The 19,075-nt window shown below is 31.3% G+C and carries 16 protein-coding genes; 2 read left to right on the top strand and 14 right to left on the bottom strand.

What is annotated here, in order from left to right; all coding sequences use genetic code 11:
- Positions 1-20: 20 nt before the first annotated feature.
- The 7 genes from AAFU52_RS20925 to AAFU52_RS20895 form a co-directional block, all read right to left on the bottom strand.
- Positions 21-2,051, bottom strand: a complete 2,031-nt coding sequence (locus AAFU52_RS20925; protein ID WP_438423434.1) for a VWA domain-containing protein — start codon at positions 2,049-2,051, stop codon at positions 21-23.
- A gap of 165 nt (positions 2,052-2,216) precedes the next feature.
- A complete protein-coding gene (gene fabG, locus AAFU52_RS20920) occupies positions 2,217-2,963 on the bottom strand; it encodes a 3-oxoacyl-[acyl-carrier-protein] reductase (RefSeq protein WP_024769308.1) in 747 nt (248 codons plus the stop codon).
- 142 nt (positions 2,964-3,105) lie between these two features.
- Complete coding sequence (locus tag AAFU52_RS20915; RefSeq protein ID WP_024769307.1) at positions 3,106-6,087, bottom strand: M16 family metallopeptidase; 2,982 nt, start codon at positions 6,085-6,087, stop codon at positions 3,106-3,108.
- 420 nt (positions 6,088-6,507) lie between these two features.
- The gene (locus tag AAFU52_RS20910) at positions 6,508-7,104 is read right to left on the bottom strand and encodes a hypothetical protein (RefSeq protein ID WP_438423433.1); all 597 of its coding nucleotides are present in this window, start codon (positions 7,102-7,104) and stop codon (positions 6,508-6,510) included.
- A 159-nt stretch (positions 7,105-7,263) separates the two neighbouring features.
- Entirely contained in the window at positions 7,264-8,049 is a 786-nt protein-coding gene (locus tag AAFU52_RS20905; protein ID WP_024769305.1) for a hypothetical protein, read from the bottom strand.
- 172 nt (positions 8,050-8,221) lie between these two features.
- Entirely contained in the window at positions 8,222-10,963 is a 2,742-nt protein-coding gene (locus AAFU52_RS20900; protein WP_438423432.1) for a CHAT domain-containing protein, read from the bottom strand.
- 8 nt (positions 10,964-10,971) lie between these two features.
- Positions 10,972-11,358: a hypothetical protein gene (locus AAFU52_RS20895; protein WP_035090789.1), complete on the bottom strand. Its 387-nt coding sequence runs from the start codon at positions 11,356-11,358 to the stop codon at positions 10,972-10,974.
- A 115-nt stretch (positions 11,359-11,473) separates the two neighbouring features.
- Between AAFU52_RS20895 and AAFU52_RS20890 the strand changes: the two genes are divergently transcribed.
- Together AAFU52_RS20890 and AAFU52_RS20885 are read left to right on the top strand one after the other, a co-directional pair.
- Positions 11,474-12,037 (top strand): RNA polymerase sigma factor, encoded by a 564-nt coding sequence (locus tag AAFU52_RS20890; RefSeq protein WP_024769302.1) that lies wholly within the window; start codon positions 11,474-11,476, stop codon positions 12,035-12,037.
- Positions 12,034-12,831, top strand: coding sequence for a tetratricopeptide repeat protein (locus AAFU52_RS20885; RefSeq protein WP_438423431.1), 798 nt, complete (start codon positions 12,034-12,036; stop codon positions 12,829-12,831). The genes AAFU52_RS20890 and AAFU52_RS20885 overlap by 4 nt, the downstream gene beginning before the upstream one ends.
- An 83-nt stretch (positions 12,832-12,914) precedes the next feature.
- Here AAFU52_RS20885 and sucD read toward each other — a convergent pair whose 3' ends face one another.
- From sucD to lpxD (AAFU52_RS20850), 7 genes are all read right to left on the bottom strand, one after another.
- On the bottom strand, positions 12,915-13,787 hold the full coding sequence (gene sucD, locus AAFU52_RS20880; protein ID WP_438423430.1) for a succinate--CoA ligase subunit alpha: 873 nt from the start codon (positions 13,785-13,787) through the stop codon (positions 12,915-12,917).
- Between the two features lie 74 nt (positions 13,788-13,861).
- Positions 13,862-14,269: a nuclear transport factor 2 family protein gene (locus AAFU52_RS20875; RefSeq protein ID WP_438423429.1), complete on the bottom strand. Its 408-nt coding sequence runs from the start codon at positions 14,267-14,269 to the stop codon at positions 13,862-13,864.
- Positions 14,262-15,200 carry a UDP-3-O-(3-hydroxymyristoyl)glucosamine N-acyltransferase gene (gene lpxD / locus AAFU52_RS20870; RefSeq protein WP_438423428.1) on the bottom strand — a complete coding sequence of 313 codons (939 nt, stop codon included), beginning with the start codon at positions 15,198-15,200 and terminating at the stop codon, positions 14,262-14,264. Before lpxD (AAFU52_RS20870) ends, AAFU52_RS20875 begins: the two co-directional genes overlap by 8 nt.
- Before the next feature lie 24 nt (positions 15,201-15,224).
- Complete coding sequence (gene efp / locus AAFU52_RS20865) at positions 15,225-15,791, bottom strand: elongation factor P (protein ID WP_024769298.1); 567 nt, start codon at positions 15,789-15,791, stop codon at positions 15,225-15,227.
- 42 nt (positions 15,792-15,833) lie between these two features.
- Positions 15,834-16,616, bottom strand: coding sequence for an acyl-ACP--UDP-N-acetylglucosamine O-acyltransferase (gene lpxA / locus AAFU52_RS20860; protein WP_024769297.1), 783 nt, complete (start codon positions 16,614-16,616; stop codon positions 15,834-15,836).
- 12 nt (positions 16,617-16,628) lie between these two features.
- Positions 16,629-18,032, bottom strand: a complete 1,404-nt coding sequence (locus AAFU52_RS20855) for a bifunctional UDP-3-O-[3-hydroxymyristoyl] N-acetylglucosamine deacetylase/3-hydroxyacyl-ACP dehydratase (protein WP_024769296.1) — start codon at positions 18,030-18,032, stop codon at positions 16,629-16,631.
- A complete protein-coding gene (gene lpxD / locus AAFU52_RS20850) occupies positions 18,025-19,053 on the bottom strand; it encodes a UDP-3-O-(3-hydroxymyristoyl)glucosamine N-acyltransferase (protein ID WP_438423427.1) in 1,029 nt (342 codons plus the stop codon). The genes AAFU52_RS20855 and lpxD (AAFU52_RS20850) overlap by 8 nt, the downstream gene beginning before the upstream one ends.
- Positions 19,054-19,075: the final 22 nt, after the last annotated feature.

The following is a 19,075-nucleotide window of genomic DNA, read 5'->3' as shown; positions in this document are numbered from 1 at the left end:
ATAATTTTGAGTTTTTAATTTTAAATAAGTCCGTTATATTTTCGTGCAAACCACTCTATAGTAAGTAACAAAATAACTATTGCCAAAAGATATTTCCAGTCTATTAAAGATACTACATTTTCCTTATTTTTCTGTATGGTTTGATATCTTTGATCTTCTAGCAGTTCTTTTATAAGTGTGTCTTTTTGGTTTAAATAATATGACTTACCATTAGTATTAGTAGCTACTTGCATTAGTTTTGTTACATCTGCATTAAGAAATTGTTGTTCTACATCATATTCTAGAATTGCAAAACTCCCAGAACGTGCTATATTCTCACCTAATACTGTTACTGTATATTCATAATTTCCTGCTTCAAGATTACTCAAATCCACTTCATATGAATTATTTTTCAATAACATAGGTATAGTCTGGGTAGCTTCTGTTTCTTTATTTTTAATTGAAATTCTTAAATTTCCTCTCCTTTCAAATTCATAATTCTTTGTAAAATACTCTGCTTTAATAACAACACTAGCATTACCATAATAAAATGACTCAGAGATGGTATTTAACCTACTCTTTCTTTTACTAGAAGCCAGATACTGAATCAGTTTACCGAAAAACTCATCAAAATCTTCAAATTTTTGAGTATCTAAATAATTTTGAGCTCTCCATCTCCATATTCCTTCTCCAAACAAAACTGCTTCTCTTACCCCTCCTCGTTCTATAGTAGCAAGTAATATTTCTTCAGTATCAATATTACTTACCGTTCTGTATAATAAAGGATCGTGATTAGAATTCATTCTAATTTCGCCAAAAGTTCCTATTAAAGGAGGATAACTTTGAAAACCAATATCTTCTTGAAGAAATGCTCCATAATTATTATTATACCTGGGAACATAATATTCATTTTGCCTTGTAATTTCCTGGGTATACTTATTTTGAATCCTATTAAGAAAAACCCAATCTGTTTTTGGGCCGGTAATAGTAAAATAATTTTTTTTCAGCGTATTTAATTTTTCATAAACTCCTCTATATCTGGTGTTGGGTTGATATAATATAACTAACTGATAATCGTTTAGATCCTTCTTCTCATTAGGTTTACTAATCGTAATACTTCGTCTTTCATTGCTTTCAACACTTTTCTTTATAGCTCCAAGATCTGGATGTACTATATCACTTATCAATAAGACATTGGTTTTTTGATCAATTACCTCTACTGCAAAAGTTTTTGAGTTATTTATTGTATTTTTTTCTATATCCAAAGGTGTCAATGCGGCAACATATTGATTTACACCTACTCTATTAGCCGGAAGCGTAAAATTAACTACTGTAGAATTATTTGTACCTGAGAAAGAAACGGGCTGAGAAAAAATTGTACTATTTCCCGATTTTACTTGAAATGTAGTCGTAATTTCCTCATTACCGGAATATGTAAGAATTACCTCGACGGGAAACTTATTTTTTAAATATGCATAACGATTAACATTAAGTTGTTGGATTTTTGTATCCAACACCTTTATTGTATCTCCAGAAATAATTGGATACACAGCTTGCTTATACCCTAAGCTACTAAATTGATAATCTTTACCATAAGTTTGATTTCCATCTGTGATCACAATTGTGGGTGCAATTGTATTTTTATGAATTTGCTCTAATTCTTCTAACGCTTTCGATATATTGGTCTGCTTTTGATCAAAAGAAAAACGTAGAGAATCATTTAATTTATCAGAAAATGAATAGTAAGTAATATCAAACCTTTCATTGAGTTCTTCATTCTCTGCAATTTGATTTGCAAACTGAGTAACTTCCTGATCTTGCTTAAGATATTTTATTGAAGAAGAATTATCCACTGCAACCACCAAAACCGGTTTCTCTATATAGTAGGTATTCTGTTTGAAGGTAGGGTTAATTAACAACAATAGCAGTGCAAAAACACTAAGGAAACGCAAAAAAGCAAAAAACAGGATATTTTTTTTCCTGTTTTTTGTCTTATACCAATATTGAAACAATGCAACAATTAATGCTGTTATAAAAGCGGCTATGATCAATAAGATTATTTGTGTTTGCATTCTATAAATTACAATATACGATGGTTGAGTTACGGATTACAGTTTATTTTAGAGTGTTAAGTGCAACTCTTTTCATACAAGTTGAAATTTAATGACTTTAAAATCAAAAAATATTAAAATATTCAAAAAAAAATGATTCTGAAATCGCTAATCGTAATTCTAAAATCAGGTAAGCATTCCTCCATCCACATTAAGTACTTGTCCTGTAATATATGCGCTTAAATCACTTGCCAGAAACAAACATGTATTTGCAATATCTTCTGGACTACCGCCTCGTTTTAGCGGAATAGCATTACGCCATCCTTCGACAACTTTTTCGTCAAGTTTTTCAGTCATTTCAGTTTCAATAAAACCAGGTGCAACTACATTACTTCTAATATTTCTAGATCCAAGCTCTAACGCAACAGATTTTGAAAAGCCTATAATTCCAGCTTTTGAAGCTGCATAATTAGCTTGACCTGCATTACCTTTTACTCCAACAACAGAACTCATGTTTATTATACTTCCTTTACGTTGTTTAAGCATAGTTCTTTGAACAGCCTTAGTCATATTAAATACGCTTTTCAGGTTTACTTCGATAACTTTATCAAAATCTTCCTCACTCATACGCATTAAAAGGTTATCCTTTGTAATACCTGCATTATTCACTAAAACATCAATACTACCAAATGTTTCTAAGACATCTGCAGCTAATTCCTGCGCCTGATCGTAATTTGCAGCATTACTTTGATATCCTTTAGCTTTTATTCCTAATCCATTTAATTCTTTTTCTAATGTCTTAGCTGCTTCAACAGAAGAACTATAAGTGAAAGCAATATTGGCTCCTTGCTGTGCAAAAATTTCTGCTATTCCTTTGCCAATACCACGAGTAGCTCCAGTGATAATAGCTGTTTTACCTTGTAAAAGATTCATTCGTTATGTTCTAATTTTTGTGGTATCTAAACCAGTTATAATTTGCAATGTGAATTCAAATATAAGAATTACAAACAGGTCAACAGCAATAAACCCTGTGATTTCTCACAGGGTATATAAATTAATAATCGTTTATCTGATTTTACAGTTTTATATCTTCATTTTTCTTCTCGTAATTAAAAAGATAATCAACATCCATTTCTTTAACTACACCTAATTTAGATAACGCATCCATATTTACATCTTTTTTATTACCAACTACAAGTACGTTATAGGTTTCTCCTTTTATATTTTCATTAAAGAAAGACTTAAGATCTTCTAGAGTCATATCTTTAATGGTATTATACATCTCTTCTCGATTATCATTATCGATTCCTCTTTTTTTCAACCCTTCATAAGTCCAGAAAATTTTAGATTTAGTTATACGCTGAGCAGCAATTTTCTTTAATGTTGCTTCTTTTGCAGCATTAAACTGTTCTTCTGCTTCTGGCATATTAGTCATTAAATCCATCATTGCATCTACTGCCTGAGGCATTTTATTTGCCTGGGTACCTATATATGCATATACATAATTAGAATCTCCTTTTTCTGATGCTGTTGAATATGCAGAAAATGCAGAATATGCTAATGATTTTGACTCTCTAATTTCTTGAAACACTATAGATGATAATCCACTACCAAAGTATGTATTAAACAATCTTGAAGCTGCCATTTTACCAGAATCAAACTCTGATCCTTTTGCCAAAAATATCATTTCACTCTGTACCATATCATAATCAACAAAATACACATTACCTCCGGTTTCTTTTTGGACGTATTTAACTTCTTCTGGATAGTCTAACAATTCACCCTGAATCTTATGATTTTTGTTTATAGAAGCTATTGCCGCATCTACATCTTTACCATAATAAAATATACGTTGTTTAAAATTACGAAGCTCTTTAATTTTATCTACTAATTCCTGTGGATTAACAGCCTGCAACTCTCCTATTGTATAGATATTACGTAAAGGAGAATTATCACCATACATACCATAGCTCATCAACCCATTCCATAAAATGTTTCCTTTTTGTGTTTTCGAATCCTGACGTCCTTTTGCGATCTGATCTACATATTTCGCATATGTTTCCTGGTTAGGAACTGCATTAGTCCATAAATGCTCTAATAAAGCCAAGCCTGCATCAAGGTTTTCTTTTAACCCAGAAATACCGACATAAGTTTTATCAGAACCTGCATTTACAAAATAATCAATTCCTAGTTTATAGAATTCCTTTTTTAGCTCTTCTGGAGAGTATTTATCTGTACCTAAATAATCTAAATATCCTGTTGCCAGAGAAACTTTACGATCATTATCTCTTCCCATATCAAAAATGATACTAAGGTTAAATAAGTCATTATTAGGGTTATCAATATAGGATACTTTTAATTCACTTGTTGTCTTAGTTTCTTTAATCGCTGATTTATAATCAATATACTTAGGGGTTAAAGCAGGAGTTTCTTGCTGAGTAAATGCCTTGATAAATTCTGATTGTTTATCTCTGTTTAACTCTACAGGAGTAATACCAGGGTTTTCTACTTTAGTAATGTTTTTATCTTCTCCTTTACGCTTGTATATCACTACATAATTATCCTTATAAAAAGAATTTGCAAAATCTACTAATTCTTGTTTTGAAACTTTCTTAAGTTCATTTAAAAATTCGACTTTATCTTTCCAATCTTCTCTATGAATAAATGCATTGTAATATGCCGAAGCTAATGCAGTATTATTTTCATATTCTCTTGTTTGGCTAAGTTTTAAGTCATTAACCACTGCAGAAATCATCCACTCGTCAAACTCTCCTTTTTTTAACTTATCGATTTGAGAGAGCAATAAATCTTTCACTTCATCCAGAGTCTGATCTGCTTTTGGTGATCCATAAAATTGATGGTATCCATAATCATTTAAAAATGTTGGTGAACAACCTGCATTTTGAACCGCTTGCTTTTGATTTAAGTTCAAATCAATTAGACCAGCATTACCATTAGCCAATAACATATCTGCTAGTGTTAGAAGTTTTTCTTCTTTTGTTCCTATAGCACCTGAACGAAATGCTACAGAAACAGATTCTGCAGTAGGTCCAAATACTTCTTTAATAACCGGACTGGTTATTGGTTCTTCTTTTGGCAATACAGGATGAACAACTTCTTTCTTCTCAAAACCACCAAAAGCTTTGTTTACTTTCTGTATAGTTTGATCAAAATCAATATCTCCAACCAATACCATAGCCATATTATTAGGAACATAATACTTGTCAAAATAATTATGTATCGCTACCATTGAAGGGTTTTTAAGATGCTCAGAGGTTCCTATTGTTTTTTGTTGCCCATATGGGTGATTGGGAAACAACCCTTCTAGCATTGCAGCATATGATTTCCACCCATCGCTATCCTGTCCTCTATTAAATTCTTCATAAACAGCTTCTAGCTCTGTATGAAACAAACGCAATACCAGTTGACTAAATCGCTCACTTTCTACATTAAGCCATTTATCTAGTTCATTAGCCGGGATTTTGTTTTTATATACAGTCTCTTCAAACCATGTATGTGCATTGGTTCCTTCTGCTCCTAAAGAACTAATCATTTTATCATATTCATTAGATATAGATATTTTTGAGGCTTCAAAAGAAACTTCATCAATCTTCTTGTATATCTCCTTCTTTTTATCTTCATCTGTTTCTGCTTTATGTTGTTCATATAAATCAGAAATCTGTTGTAGTAATACTTTTTCTTTTTCAAAATCCTGAGTACCTATCTCATCAGTACCTTTAAAAACCATATGCTCTAAATAATGAGCAAGCCCTGTAGCTTCTTTAGGGTCATAATTTGAACCAGCTCGTACGGCTATAAAAGTTTGAATTTTTGGTTCTTCTTCATTTTTAGCTAAATATACTTTTAAGCCATTCTCCAAGGTATATAATCTTAACCCTGTTGGATCGTTAGTAACAGTTTCATAGTTGAAACCTGCTGTGTCGGTATGTTGTTCGACTTTAATTTCTTGCGAAACACTCGTTTCTGATGATGATTTTTTACAATTGCTAAGACAAATAACTGACAGCAATAACAAAACCGTTTTAATTAATTTCATATGTTATTTTAATTGTTTTATGGTGTCTTGTAAACACACCAGAGTTGATTATATGAGTTAGTTTATAATTAATGTACTATAATACGTGTAGTAATTATCAATGTTACAAATATTAAGAATATTTTAACAGGAATAAAATTATCCAAGAAGAGTAAATTATGGGTAGTAAGCTGCCTCGATACTGGTATACTAAATATTCAATAAAAGAAAGGTTTCTCAATAAAAACCCTAGATACTCAAACTTTTCTGCTTATAAGAAGTTAAGCTTGGTAAACTGAGCTGTACGAAATTAAACGAGGAGTTTTCAAAATGCTTCTGTAGTACAATTAGATTACATTATAGGATTTTCTAAAAAAGGAAATACTGGTATTGAAGATATATTAATACAAAAAAAATCATTAAATACATCAAATAGAATTTTTACAATTCTTTTATTTTTAAATATTCAAGAAAAAAATCCACTGGATAATAAGATAAGTATTCTTCATTGGTTATTAACCTTTCATAACCTTTTAATTTTTTGCCAATAGGTTTTACTGTAAATTTTTTATTGTTAGCAAATACTAAAGCATTATAAACAAATTCTGAGCAATACAACCCCAAATTGGTTTTAGGGTCAAAATCAAAATGAATCTTTTCTTTTTCAAGTTTTTTTATATACTCTTTCAATCTTTCATATTCTTCTTTACTAATTGGCAATGACCAAATTCTATTATCTTTATTATTTGGTGAAGACCAAAAGAAATCTATTCTTTCTTTAATTAAAGAAGACCCAAAACCATTTATACTATCATAGCTAACATTGTAAACATACGCATCTATATCTTTGCTAAAAGTGATACCAATATGTGAAATGTCGTTAGGAGTTGAATTGTATTTTAAAACTAAATTACCCTCTTTACTTTTTGAGTTTCGTGATACAATATATAAATGCCCATCATAATTAGTACGATCACAACTTAATAACATAAGAGTTAGTAAAAAGAATGCAGCTATTTTGACTAAATAAATTTTCATAATTGTGTATAAAACGAATTCTAAATATTATGTTCCAGTAATTAAATGTAATCTGTATTTTTAAATAGCGTGAGTTTGAATTATGAAAGCTGTTTTAGTTTCATAATTCAAACTCACGCTATCTAAAATTGGGTTATGCTATTTATACAAACCAATCCCTTATTTATTGTCTGGATCTGTATAGGTATAAGCTGTTGAGCTTGCAGTCACTCCTGTAGCTATGGTCCCCGCCATTGTACCGCCAACATCTGCAGCACCTACTATTAACCATTGCCACCATTTTCTCTTCTTTGCAAGTGAATTATCAGCTACTCTTACAGAGCCATAATAATTATACCAGTAACATGTTGAGTATCTCGCCGTAGAAATAGCAGATAAAATTGTTTTTCTCTCCTCTCTAGTGTAATCTTTATTTCCAAGAGCATTATTCTCGAATCTAATTAAATCCCTCTGAACTGTATCAAAATTAGGTTCTCTCTCCGAATATGCGCTATCAAACAGATAATCAATTAAAACTTTTAAATCATTTTTTGCACGTGATGACAATCTCAGGTCGTTTATAATGTTATGAAAATTATTTCCAAAATCATCAATTCCTCTCAATATATCTGATGGATCTACAGGGGTTTCCTCACCCTCAATACTTAAAAATCTAGGATTCTCATTTGCTAAACCTTCAACAATACTAACTATTTCATCTACCGACAATCTTTTTCCCGAATAGTTAAGAACAAATTCATTTAATATTTCATTATGTATTTCACCAACATAATTATAAGGGTTTTTCGAATCAGCTATTGTATTACAATATTCAGTAGCATTTTTAGAGCTATCAGAAATAGTTTTTAATTGATTTTCTTGTAAATCATTATTATTATCTTCTGCACAAGAAAACAGTAAAAAACCTAAAAGGAACGTTATTATAATTTTTGATTTGTGTAACATATTTATTATAATTTTAATTGTATTAATACTATAAACATTTAAAGACACTCATAGTGTATGTCCATTCTTCGCGAAAGAATTTTTATGATATAATTAGAAAAGAAAAAAAAGATTCTCTTTTAATAATTATGCTGTCCTGTGACCATAACTAGTATTTTGTTACCCAAAAAAATTATCTTTTTTTGATAAAAAACAGTAAAACACTGATTATCAATACTAAAAAAAGGAATGAAATAATCCCATAGAAGAGATTATTGGATGGAAATAATTTGGTTTCTGAATCACCAATTAATACAAATGTTGCCCAATAATGTGGAGAAGCGTCTGATAAAGAAGTAGAGTTTATATATTCAATTTTGGCATTATGCAAAGCTTTAGATTTAGTTTGCCCCTTATCTAAATTACTATAAAAGCTTTCCATTATTTGAGCTGTAGATTTATCATTAGCATTCCATAGAGATGAAATCACCGTATTAGTCCCTGCATAGAAAAATCCTCTAGCCAAACTCATAACACCTTCTCCTTTAGCTATTTTTCCTAAAGACGTATTACAAGCACTTAATACCACTAATTCTGCTTGATTTCTGGACGTATATAACTCATGATATTCTAGACTAGTATCATTAAATGCTATTTGAAGGTTATCCGAAAAATTAGCATGCGTAGCCAGGTGGATTATTTTATGATTCGTTGTTTTGGATAAAAAGTTTTGTTTAGATGCTTCCTTTTCTAGGTAACTATTTAAGGATATATAATTATCTATAGCATTAATTTCATTGATACTGTTGGTAATATCATCTAAATCACTATGTGCAAAAGTTACTGGAGCAAAGGCTACTAAATCCATAGATGGTTTTCTCTTTACGGTAGCATTATGCTGTAAAAAAGACATAGAATACCCATAACTTATTTCGTTGTCTTCTATAAGATATCGATTGGTATTCTTATCTACTACTAAGGATTCAAAAGGAATATATTGTAGAGTACCATCAGGAATTATAATAAGGTGTTTTTGATTCAAAGACGTTGAGATTTTGCCTTTTGGAATCAATAAAGTATATAATTCGGAAGCTATTTCCTGAAATCTTAATCTATCTTCTTCTGTCTCAAAAGGTTTAGATAATTGATTTCTGTATGTTCTGATTAGCTTTTCTACAGCTTTTAATTCGCTTATTCTTATTATTTCTGTTTTGGTATTAGAAACCAAAACAGCATACAATTCACTAAAAGAATCATCATCATCATCCCTATTACTAACATAAGATATGATAACACTGTCTTTATCTAAAGTTTCTTGAATTTTCTTTAAATCAATTATGCTAGTCGTTTCTTTCTCTTTGTAATAATCTGGAAATGCTATTTGTAAAGAATCTTCTTGTTTCTGATATTGTTGTTTTAATTCAAAACGCTTATACTCTAACTTCTTAATACTATCTCTATTTTTCTGAGAAGAAATTAAATTTTCTAAATCTAGAATCTGTTTTTTAAGCTCATTTTCTTGTTCTAATATTTCACCTGGTAATTGCCATTTATCAGTATTCTTAAGGATATCTTCTGTTAAAAGTAATGCTTTCTTTTTTTCTGAAAAGTAAAAGGCTTTTTCTTCTTTATCAAGAATTTCACAAACCAGTATTCCCTTTAGATAAATTTCTGAAGCTTTTTTTCGCCAGTTTAATCTTGATTTTTCTTCCTTGCTAACATCGAGTAAAATATCAACTAATTTATCTGCTGATAACAAATTAGAAAGCGCAAGTTCAATATGTTTACTATTATTTTCTTTCTCATATAATTTTATAAGAATAGTTGCTTTCTGGATCAAGGCTAATAAAACATAGTACTGATTATCCGAAATCATTAAATCATTCTGCCTAGGTAAAGCTGAGATATTCTGATCCAGACGAATACTCTCAATTAAAGATTTTTGAATATTAACAAGTGCATCGTGATACTCATTCTTATCTAAATAATAATTACTCAATTGATGGTATACAATAGACTTCTCTTCTCTTCTTCGAGAATATTTCAATCCATTATTCAAAAAGAAGAGAACGCTGTCTTTTTGTGTTTCATCTTTAGCATCTATATACAATCTTCCAAGGTTGGTATAAGATGTACATATAAAAGTAGAATCATTATCCTGTATGGCTTTATTTAGGTTTCGATAGCTATAATACCTGGCTTTATGAAAATCTAATCTTTCTTCGGTAGAATAATAATTTGCATAGTCATTGTTCAAAGTACGATAATCGTTTAATGAATAATCTTGAACAAGAAGAAAAAGCTGATTAGTCTTATTCATCACTTCAAACATTTGGTCCAGACTCTTTTTAGTGTCTATCCCAAATAAAACATGATAATAATCTATATATTTTTTTATTAAAAGTTTCTTTTTATCAAATTTTTCTAAACCAGTAACCCCACGAGAATAGTAATCTTTTGATCTAAAAAAATCTCCTCTTTTATAATAATACTTTCCTAATTCGCAAAATGCCTTGGCGGTACTATACTCATCGGTATTAATATCAACTACTTCTTGATAACAAGTTATAGATTTTTCAAAATTCTTTACAAGGGAATAAAAAAGCCCTAAATTATATAGAGCTTTTGCATACATATTATTTCTTAAATTTAACTTTCGGTATACTGATATTTCGTATTCTACATAGTTAATTCCCTTTGTATATAAATCTTCTCGATAGAGTTTTCTAGAAAATTCATGAGCGATTTTAATACTATGTAAATACTGTTCTTTTTTCTCATAAAGGTCTATAATACTATCAACTTCTTTTTCAATACTAGAAATAGTGATGTCCTTACGATCCCATAAAGATTCGTAATATTCATACAGGTCCTGAGCATTTCCATTTATTGTTATGCACAAGAATCCTATCCATAGAAATTTATACGATTTCAATATTAATCTTACTTATAGTCTTTACAGTTAGCATTCAATGTCACTTTATCCATATCTTCTTTATCAGGATTGGTAAGTGGTGCAGGATCTTTTGCATAATAAATTTCAGCATTTACTACCCAAACTTCAACATCGTCATTATCCTTAATTTCACATTCTTCCCAACTTAACAGCAGCCCGGTGCGGATGTAATTGCCACGAACTTTTTCCTTATTATATTCCGAAGTCCCTTTTCTATATTCAATTAAAACTTCCATAGTTCTAACAGCACGTACCTGCTTCACATCTGTTTTTTTAGTAACATCATAAGGTATATCAGTATCATATGTACAACTTACTACAGACAAAAATGCACATATAATCAATACTATATTCAAAAAAAAACTTCTTTTCATCACTATAATTTTATAAATTAATTTACTTTCACCTTATCAGTTACCAAAACATCAATTTTGTTACCCAAACGAAGATAAAAAAATTATTTTCGCATAATAGATTCACAATTTTTTGATGACGGAAAAAACACAACACCTTACTAGTTTACTTAATAATGATTCTAAAGGAATCATGAACATCTATAACCTGGTATTTCCTAGAGTTAGAAAATTTATTATACAAAATAAAGGACAACAACAGGATGCCGAAGATATTTTTCAAAAGGCTTTGTTACAGATTACCGTTCGATACCGTAAAGAAAGATTCGAAATCAAAAGTAGTTTTGAAGCCTATTTATTTACCTCTTGTAAAAATTTATGGCGTAGAGAATTAAAAAAATTAAAAAACAGGGTAACAAATAGTGAAATTATTGAACTAGTACCTGCTGAGCGTAATCTTGCATTATCAATTCTAGAACAAAAAAGATGGGAATTGTTTACCGAAAAATTGAGTTTAATCTCAGATAATTGCAAAAAAATATTAACCCTATTTTTTAATAATACTTCTTATAAAGATATTGTAAAAACAATGGGTTATAATTCTGAAACCGTTGCCAGGCAGCGTGTTTTTAAATGTAAAGCAAAATTATCTGAAGTAATCAAAAACGATGAGCGTTATAATTCTCTAAAAAAACTATGAGTATAGATGAACATATATTAATTCAGGATTTTCTAAATAACAAACTCACAGAAAAAGAAAGAGATCTGGTTTTGTCAAGAATGGAAAGTGATAAAGATTTTCTTGAAAAAGTTAATTTTGAGAAACAACTCATTCTTAATTTAAATGATTCTGAATGGAGTATTAGTAGTAATATTCATCACCCTGAAATTGATGAGTATGAGAAAATACTTAGAAGTGAATCAACTCAGACACTAAAAGACACATTGTATGCTGTAAATTCTAAATATCAGCTAAAAGAAAAGAAAAGAAACCGGTCTTGGATTCTATACACTGGTATCGCAGTTATTTTGGTTATCATTGGTCTTACTCTTTTTTCTCCTTTTAAAACTTCTCCTAATGAACTATACGCATATTATTTAGATTTATCAGAACTACCTTCTTTAGTAGACCGGGGCAATAGTGAACAAAAATTACTAATCAAAGCGCAAAAATTATTTGAAGCTAAAGAATATGAGCAATCATTGGGTATTTTAGAGAAGGAGTTTTCTACTGCTCAAGAGAATAGAGCAACCATATATCTTTATACTGGAATTTCTCAAATGGAACTAGGGCAATTCGATAAAGCAGAAATCAGTTTTAATACGTTAATAGAAAACAAATTTATAGACAGTCCTAAAGGACAATGGTATAAAGCTTTATTATTTCTCAAAAAGAATGACTTGTCAAAAGCAAAAAACATATTACTTCAAATCACAGAATCTTCAAGTAATTACAAATTTAAAGAAGCATCAGAACTTCTAAGTAAGCTATAAAAAAAAACTTATAATGAATTTTCATTATAAGTTTTTTTTAAGCGATAAACTAATCCCTTTTTTTGAGACCAATCGTATAATTTCTAACCGAGTACTTCGGCTACTTTTTTACCTATTTCTGCAGGAGAGTTTACTACATGAATTCCGCATTCTCTCATAATTTCTTTTTTTGCTGCTGCAGTATCTTCACTACCTCCAACAATAGCTCCGGCATGTCCCATGGTACGTCCAGCAGGGGCAGTTTCACCAGCAATAAAACCTACAACAGGCTTAGAGGTTCCACTTTCTTTTATCCATTTTGCAGCATCTGCTTCTAATTGACCTCCTATTTCACCAATCATAACCACACAGTCTGTTTCTGGATCATTGATCAGTAATTCAACCGCTTCTTTTGTTGTGGTACCAATAATTGGATCACCACCGATTCCTATTGCAGTAGTTATCCCAAGTCCTTGCTTTACTACTTGATCTGCTGCTTCATATGTTAGTGTACCTGATTTTGATACAATACCAACATTACCTTTTTTAAATACAAACCCTGGCATAATACCAACTTTTGCTTCTCCCGGTGTAATTACTCCAGGGCAATTTGGACCAATAAGTCTACATCCTTTATCACTAATATAGTTTGATGCCGTAATCATATCCGCAACGGGAATACCTTCTGTAATTGTAATAATTACTTTTATTCCTGCATCTGCAGCTTCCATAATTGCATCTGCGGCAAAAGCTGGTGGTACAAAAATAATTGTAGTATCTGCATCTACTTCTCTAACTGCATCTTCAACGGTATTAAAAACAGGTCTATTCAAATGAGTTTGTCCTCCTTTTCCGGGAGTCACTCCTCCAACAACATTTGTTCCATACTCGATCATTTGACCTGCATGAAAAGTACCTTCACTACCTGTAAATCCTTGTACAATAATTTTTGAATCTTTATTAACTAAAACACTCATTGCGTTATGATTTTTTATTTTTTTAGAGCTCCAAAAGTAAGCTTTTGAAAATTATGGTTGAAATGAAAAACTAATTATTTTGAAATAAATGACATTATACTTTCTGGAGCATTATCTACTTGTTGACTTATTTGATATCCTTTATATAATTTATCATTCTTAAGTTCCCAAATTGTAATAAAATGAGCTATCGGATCTTCTTTATCTGGTGCTTCGATAGTTTGAACATAATATGTATATCGTATAGTCACTGTATCCCCTTCGGCTATAAGGTGACTAATTTCGCATCTCAAAGTTTCAAAAGACAGGGCCATTTCATTAAACATGGCCTTAATATCATTAAAATCTTTCTTGTTGAACCCAAAACTGCTATTCCAATACAATTCAATTTCAGGATGTAAATACTCAGAAAAGGCTTCAGTATTATGAATAAGATCTGTTTCATAAAAAGACCGTACTATATCCTTAACTGTTTTACTCATTTTTTTTCAATTTATCTATCAAATCAGGAATTTGTCGTATTGCAGCAATCTCCTTGTATTTTTTTCTAAAATCATCTGCAGGAGTACCAAAATAACTCTTATTAGCTTCTAAAGATTTACTCACTCCTGATTGCGCAGAAATAATAGCTTTACTACCAATAGTAATAGCACTGGTAATACCAACTTGCCCCCAGATCGTTACTTCATCTTCAATAACAACACAACCAGAAATGCCTACTTGAGAAGCAATTAAACATTTTTTCCCTATTACAGTATCGTGGCCAACATGTACTTGGTTATCTATTTTGGTTCCTTCTTTTATAATAGTATCTCCGGTAACTCCTTTATCTATAGTACATGACGATCCCAAATCTACATTATCCTCTATAATCACACGACCTCCAGAAATTAATTTATCAAATCCATGAGGTCTTTTCTGATAATAAAAAGCATCTGTCCCCAAAACGGTACCTGCATGTATCGTAACATTATTACCAATAATAGTGTTATCATAAATGCTTACATTGGCATGAATAAGGCAATTATCACCAATATTTACATTATTCCCAACAAAACCACCAGGTTGTATAATTGTATTTTTACCTATTTTGGCTGTTTCTGAAATCAAAGAATCAGCTTTTTTAAATGGCCTAAAATATGTTGTAAGTATATTAAAATCTCTAAAAGGATCATCAGAGATTAGGAGTGCCTTACCTTCTGGGCATTCTACTTCTTTATTAATCAAAATTACTGTTGCTGCACTTTGCAATGCTTTATCGTAATATTTGGGATGATCAACAAAAACTATATCTCCTGGAGAAACTACATGTATTTCATTCATCCCTAAAATAGGGAAATTAGAGCCCCCTACATACTCTGACGATATAATAGTGGCTATTTGCTGTAAGGTATGCGCTTGCGGAAATTTCATTCTAAAAATTCGGAATATAAAATGTTATTCTTTTATTCTTTCTTTATACGTCCCTTTTTCTGTTTCGACCTTAATTTTATCTCCTTCATTAATAAAAAGAGGTACCATTACTTCTGCTCCGGTCTCTACGGTAGCTGGTTTAGTAGCATTGGTTGCCGTATTTCCTTTAACACCTGGCTCTGTACCTGTTACTTCAAGAATAACACTGGCAGGCATTTCTACAGAAAGAGGCATTTGGTCTTCAGAATTGATAATAACAGTTACCACTTCTCCTTCTTTTAATAATCCAGGAGCATCCAAAGTGGATTTCTCTAATGTGATTTGATTATAATCCTCGGTATTCATAAAATGAAAAGTATCTCCCTCTGCATATAAGTACTGAAACTTGTGTGTCTCTACTCGCACATCATCTATCTTATGTCCTGCAGAAAATGTATTATCAATTACTTTTCCAGTAGTTACACTTTTTAGTTTTGTACGTACAAATGCAGGTCCTTTACCAGGTTTCACATGTAAAAATTCAATAACTTTAAAGATGTCGTGATTGTATTTGATACACAATCCATTTCTGATATCACTAGTACTTGCCATTATTCCTTAATTTCTTATGATTATTATCTATTATCGAATTATTTAATTAGAGAAATATCCTTTCATAATTCCTCTCTGAGAATTTTTAATAAATTCTAAAACCTCATCTCGTTCTGGAGTTGCTTCCATTTCGGCTTCAATAATCGCTACTGCTTGAGTATTATTATAATTCTGTTGGTATAATATTCGATAAATATTCTGTACTTCTCTTATTTTTTCTGTTGTAAATCCTCTTCGGCGTAAACCTATAGAATTAATACCTACATATGATAAAGGTTCTCTGGCAGCCTTAACAAATGGAGGGACATCTTTACGAACCAATGATCCTCCTGTTACAAATGCATGATTACCTATACTGCAAAACTGCTGTACCGCAGCCATACCAGCCAAAACAACATAATCACCAACATTGATATGACCTGCTAGTGTGCTGTTATTAGAAAATATACAGTTGTCACCAACAATACAATCGTGGGCTATATGGCAATATGCCATGATCCAACAATTTTTTCCTATTTTGGTTTTCATTCTATCGGTCGTCCCTCTATTGATTGTAACACACTCTCGAATCGTAGTATTATCTCCAATTTCGGTTATGGTATCTTCATCATTAAATTTTTTATCCTGAGGAGTAGCAGAAATAACAGCTCCTGGAAAAATACTACAGTTTTTTCCTATGCGTGCTCCTTCCATAATAGTAACATTAGAACCTATCCAGGTTCCTTCTCCTATCACCACATTATTATGTATGGTTGTAAAAGGTTCTATTACAACATTTTTTGCAATTTTTGCTCCTGGATGAACGTATGCTAATGGTTGATTCATCTATTTTATTGATTATTTTGATTTTACAATTTGCGCCATAAGTTCTGCTTCGGTAACTAATTTACCATTAGCATAGGCAAAAGCCTGCATATGACAAATACCACGACGAATGGGTGTTATAAGTTCTAATTTAAATATCAAGGTATCGCCTGGTAATACTTGCTGTTTGAATTTCACTTTATCTATTTTCATAAAATAGGTAAGGTAATTTTCTGGATCGGGTACAGTACTCAATGCTAAAATACCACCTGTCTGAGCCATCGCTTCAATCTGAAGTACTCCTGGCATTACTGGTGCACCCGGAAAATGTCCTACAAAAAATGGCTCATTCATGGTTACATTTTTAAGGCCGACCACATGTTTATCAGACATTTCTAAAATCCTGTCTATTAACAAGAAAGGAGGTCTATGCGGAAGCATACCCATTATCTTATTAATATCCATTAAAGGTTCTTTGGAAAGATCAAATTGAGGAACTTTATTACGTTTTTCAATTTTTATAATCTTCGAAAGCTTTTTAGCAAACTGAGTATTCACATAATGCCCAGGCTTATTAGCAATGATTTTTCCTCTAATCCTTGTTCCTATCAATGCTATATCTCCTATAACATCCAATAGTTTATGGCGTGCAGCTTCGTTTGGGTAATGTAATGTCAAATTATCCAAAATACCATTAGGCTTTATAGCAATAGATTCTTTTCCAAATGCTACTTTAAGTTTTTCCATAGTACTTGGACTTAATTCTTTATCCACATACACGATAGCATTATTTAAGTCTCCTCCTTTAATCAAACCATGTTCTAGCAGCATTTCTAATTCATGTAGAAAACTAAAGGTTCTAGCATCTGCAATTTCTTTTTTAAAATCCGATAGACGCTTTAAAGAAGCATTTTGAGTCCCTAAAACTTTGGTCCCAAAATCAACCATTGTAGTCACCTGATATTCATCAGATGGCATTACAATAATCTCACTACCAGACTCTTCGTCAATATAAGATATTACATCTTTTACGATATATTCTTCTCTTTCTGATTCTTGTTCTACAATACCAGCTTGCTCCAGAGCTTCAATAAAAAACTTACTAGAACCATCCATAATTGGAGGTTCTGATGCGTCTAATTCTATCAAAAGATTATCAATCTCTAATCCTACACAAGCTGCAAGGACGTGTTCTGATGTTTGAATACTGACTCCGTTTTTCTCTAAATTTGTCCCTCGTTGTGTATTTACAACATAATTAGCATCAGCTTCAATAATAGGATTGCCTTCAAGATCGATTCTGCAAAATGCATAACCATGATTCTCGGGTGCCGGTTTAAAAGTTAAATTCACTTCTTTTCCAGTATGTAGGCCTACACCTGTAAGCTTTATCTCCTTTTTAATGGTTCTTTGTTTTCCTACGACAATATCACTCATTATTGTTTATCTTTTTCTCTAGTTTGTATATTCTATCCTCTAATTTGGGAAGATTTTTAAAATGTACATAAGATTTATTAAAGTCAGAATATCCTAAAGCAGGGGAACCCTGAATAGCTTCTCCGTCTTTTATATTTCTTCCTATACCTGATTGCGCCTGAATTTTCACATTATTACCTATAACAAGGTGTCCCGCAATACCTACTTGCCCACCAATCAAGCAATGTTTACCTATTTTGGTAGATCCTGCAATTCCTGTCTGAGCAGCAATTGCTGTATGTTCTCCTATTTCTACATTATGAGCAATTTGTATTTGATTGTCTAGTTTTACTCCTGTACGTATGATTGTAGATCCAAGTGTAGCTCTATCAATCGTTGTACCCGCTCCTACATCAACATTGTTTTCTATTACAACATTACCTGTTTGGGGTACTTTACTATATTCTCCTTTTTCATTGGGTGTAAATCCAAAACCATCAGCTCCTACTATAGCTCCGCTATGAATTACACAATCATTTCCGATTATAGTCTCTGAATATATTTTTGCTCCGGCAAAAACAATTACATTATCCCCTATAGTTACATTGTCTCCTATATATACATTAGGAAAAATCTTGGCGTTTTCACCGATTTTAACATTGTCTCCTATATATGAAAATGCTCCAAAATAAATATTTTCTCCAAAAGATGCTGTTTCAGAAATAAAACTTGGTTGTTCTATTCCTGCTTTATTCATCTTTACCATATTATAGTACTCCAGTAGTTGGGAAAAAGCTTTATATGCATCATCTACCCTAATAAGAGTTGTTTTAATTTCGGACTCTGCCTCAAAGTTTTTATCTACAATAGTTATTGATGCATTAGTAGAATAAATATATTGGGTATATTTAGGATTTGACAAAAAGGTTAATGAACCTTTAGTTCCTTCTTCAATTTTAGCTAGTTTAGATACTTCGACGGTTTCATCCCCTTCGATTTCCCCGTTCAAAATACCCGCAATTTGTGTGGCTGTAAAAATCATTCTAGCAAAAGTATAAAAAATG

It is taken from the genome of Aquimarina macrocephali (assembly GCF_051627225.1).
Taxonomy (GTDB): domain Bacteria; phylum Bacteroidota; class Bacteroidia; order Flavobacteriales; family Flavobacteriaceae; genus Aquimarina; species Aquimarina macrocephali.
This window is presented reverse-complemented; position numbering and strand designations above follow the sequence as displayed.

Bases quoted from the DNA above. Each gene is read 5' to 3' on its own strand.
- AAFU52_RS20925 (WP_438423434.1), bottom strand. From the start codon at position 2,051: ATGCAAACACAAATAATCTTATTGATCATAGCCGCTTTTATAACAGCA.
- fabG (WP_024769308.1), bottom strand. From the start codon at position 2,963: ATGAATCTTTTACAAGGTAAAACAGCTATTATCACTGGAGCTACTCGT.
- AAFU52_RS20915 (WP_024769307.1), bottom strand. From the start codon at position 6,087: ATGAAATTAATTAAAACGGTTTTGTTATTGCTGTCAGTTATTTGTCTT.
- AAFU52_RS20910 (WP_438423433.1), bottom strand. From the start codon at position 7,104: ATGAAAATTTATTTAGTCAAAATAGCTGCATTCTTTTTACTAACTCTT.
- AAFU52_RS20905 (WP_024769305.1), bottom strand. From the start codon at position 8,049: ATGTTACACAAATCAAAAATTATAATAACGTTCCTTTTAGGTTTTTTA.
- AAFU52_RS20895 (WP_035090789.1), bottom strand. From the start codon at position 11,358: ATGAAAAGAAGTTTTTTTTTGAATATAGTATTGATTATATGTGCATTT.
- AAFU52_RS20890 (WP_024769302.1), top strand. From the start codon at position 11,474: ATGACGGAAAAAACACAACACCTTACTAGTTTACTTAATAATGATTCT.
- AAFU52_RS20885 (WP_438423431.1), top strand. From the start codon at position 12,034: ATGAGTATAGATGAACATATATTAATTCAGGATTTTCTAAATAACAAA.
- sucD (WP_438423430.1), bottom strand. From the start codon at position 13,787: ATGAGTGTTTTAGTTAATAAAGATTCAAAAATTATTGTACAAGGATTT.
- AAFU52_RS20875 (WP_438423429.1), bottom strand. From the start codon at position 14,269: ATGAGTAAAACAGTTAAGGATATAGTACGGTCTTTTTATGAAACAGAT.
- lpxD (WP_438423428.1), bottom strand. From the start codon at position 15,200: ATGAAATTTCCGCAAGCGCATACCTTACAGCAAATAGCCACTATTATA.
- efp (WP_024769298.1), bottom strand. From the start codon at position 15,791: ATGGCAAGTACTAGTGATATCAGAAATGGATTGTGTATCAAATACAAT.
- lpxA (WP_024769297.1), bottom strand. From the start codon at position 16,616: ATGAATCAACCATTAGCATACGTTCATCCAGGAGCAAAAATTGCAAAA.
- AAFU52_RS20855 (WP_024769296.1), bottom strand. From the start codon at position 18,032: ATGAGTGATATTGTCGTAGGAAAACAAAGAACCATTAAAAAGGAGATA.
- lpxD (WP_438423427.1), bottom strand. From the start codon at position 19,053: ATGATTTTTACAGCCACACAAATTGCGGGTATTTTGAACGGGGAAATC.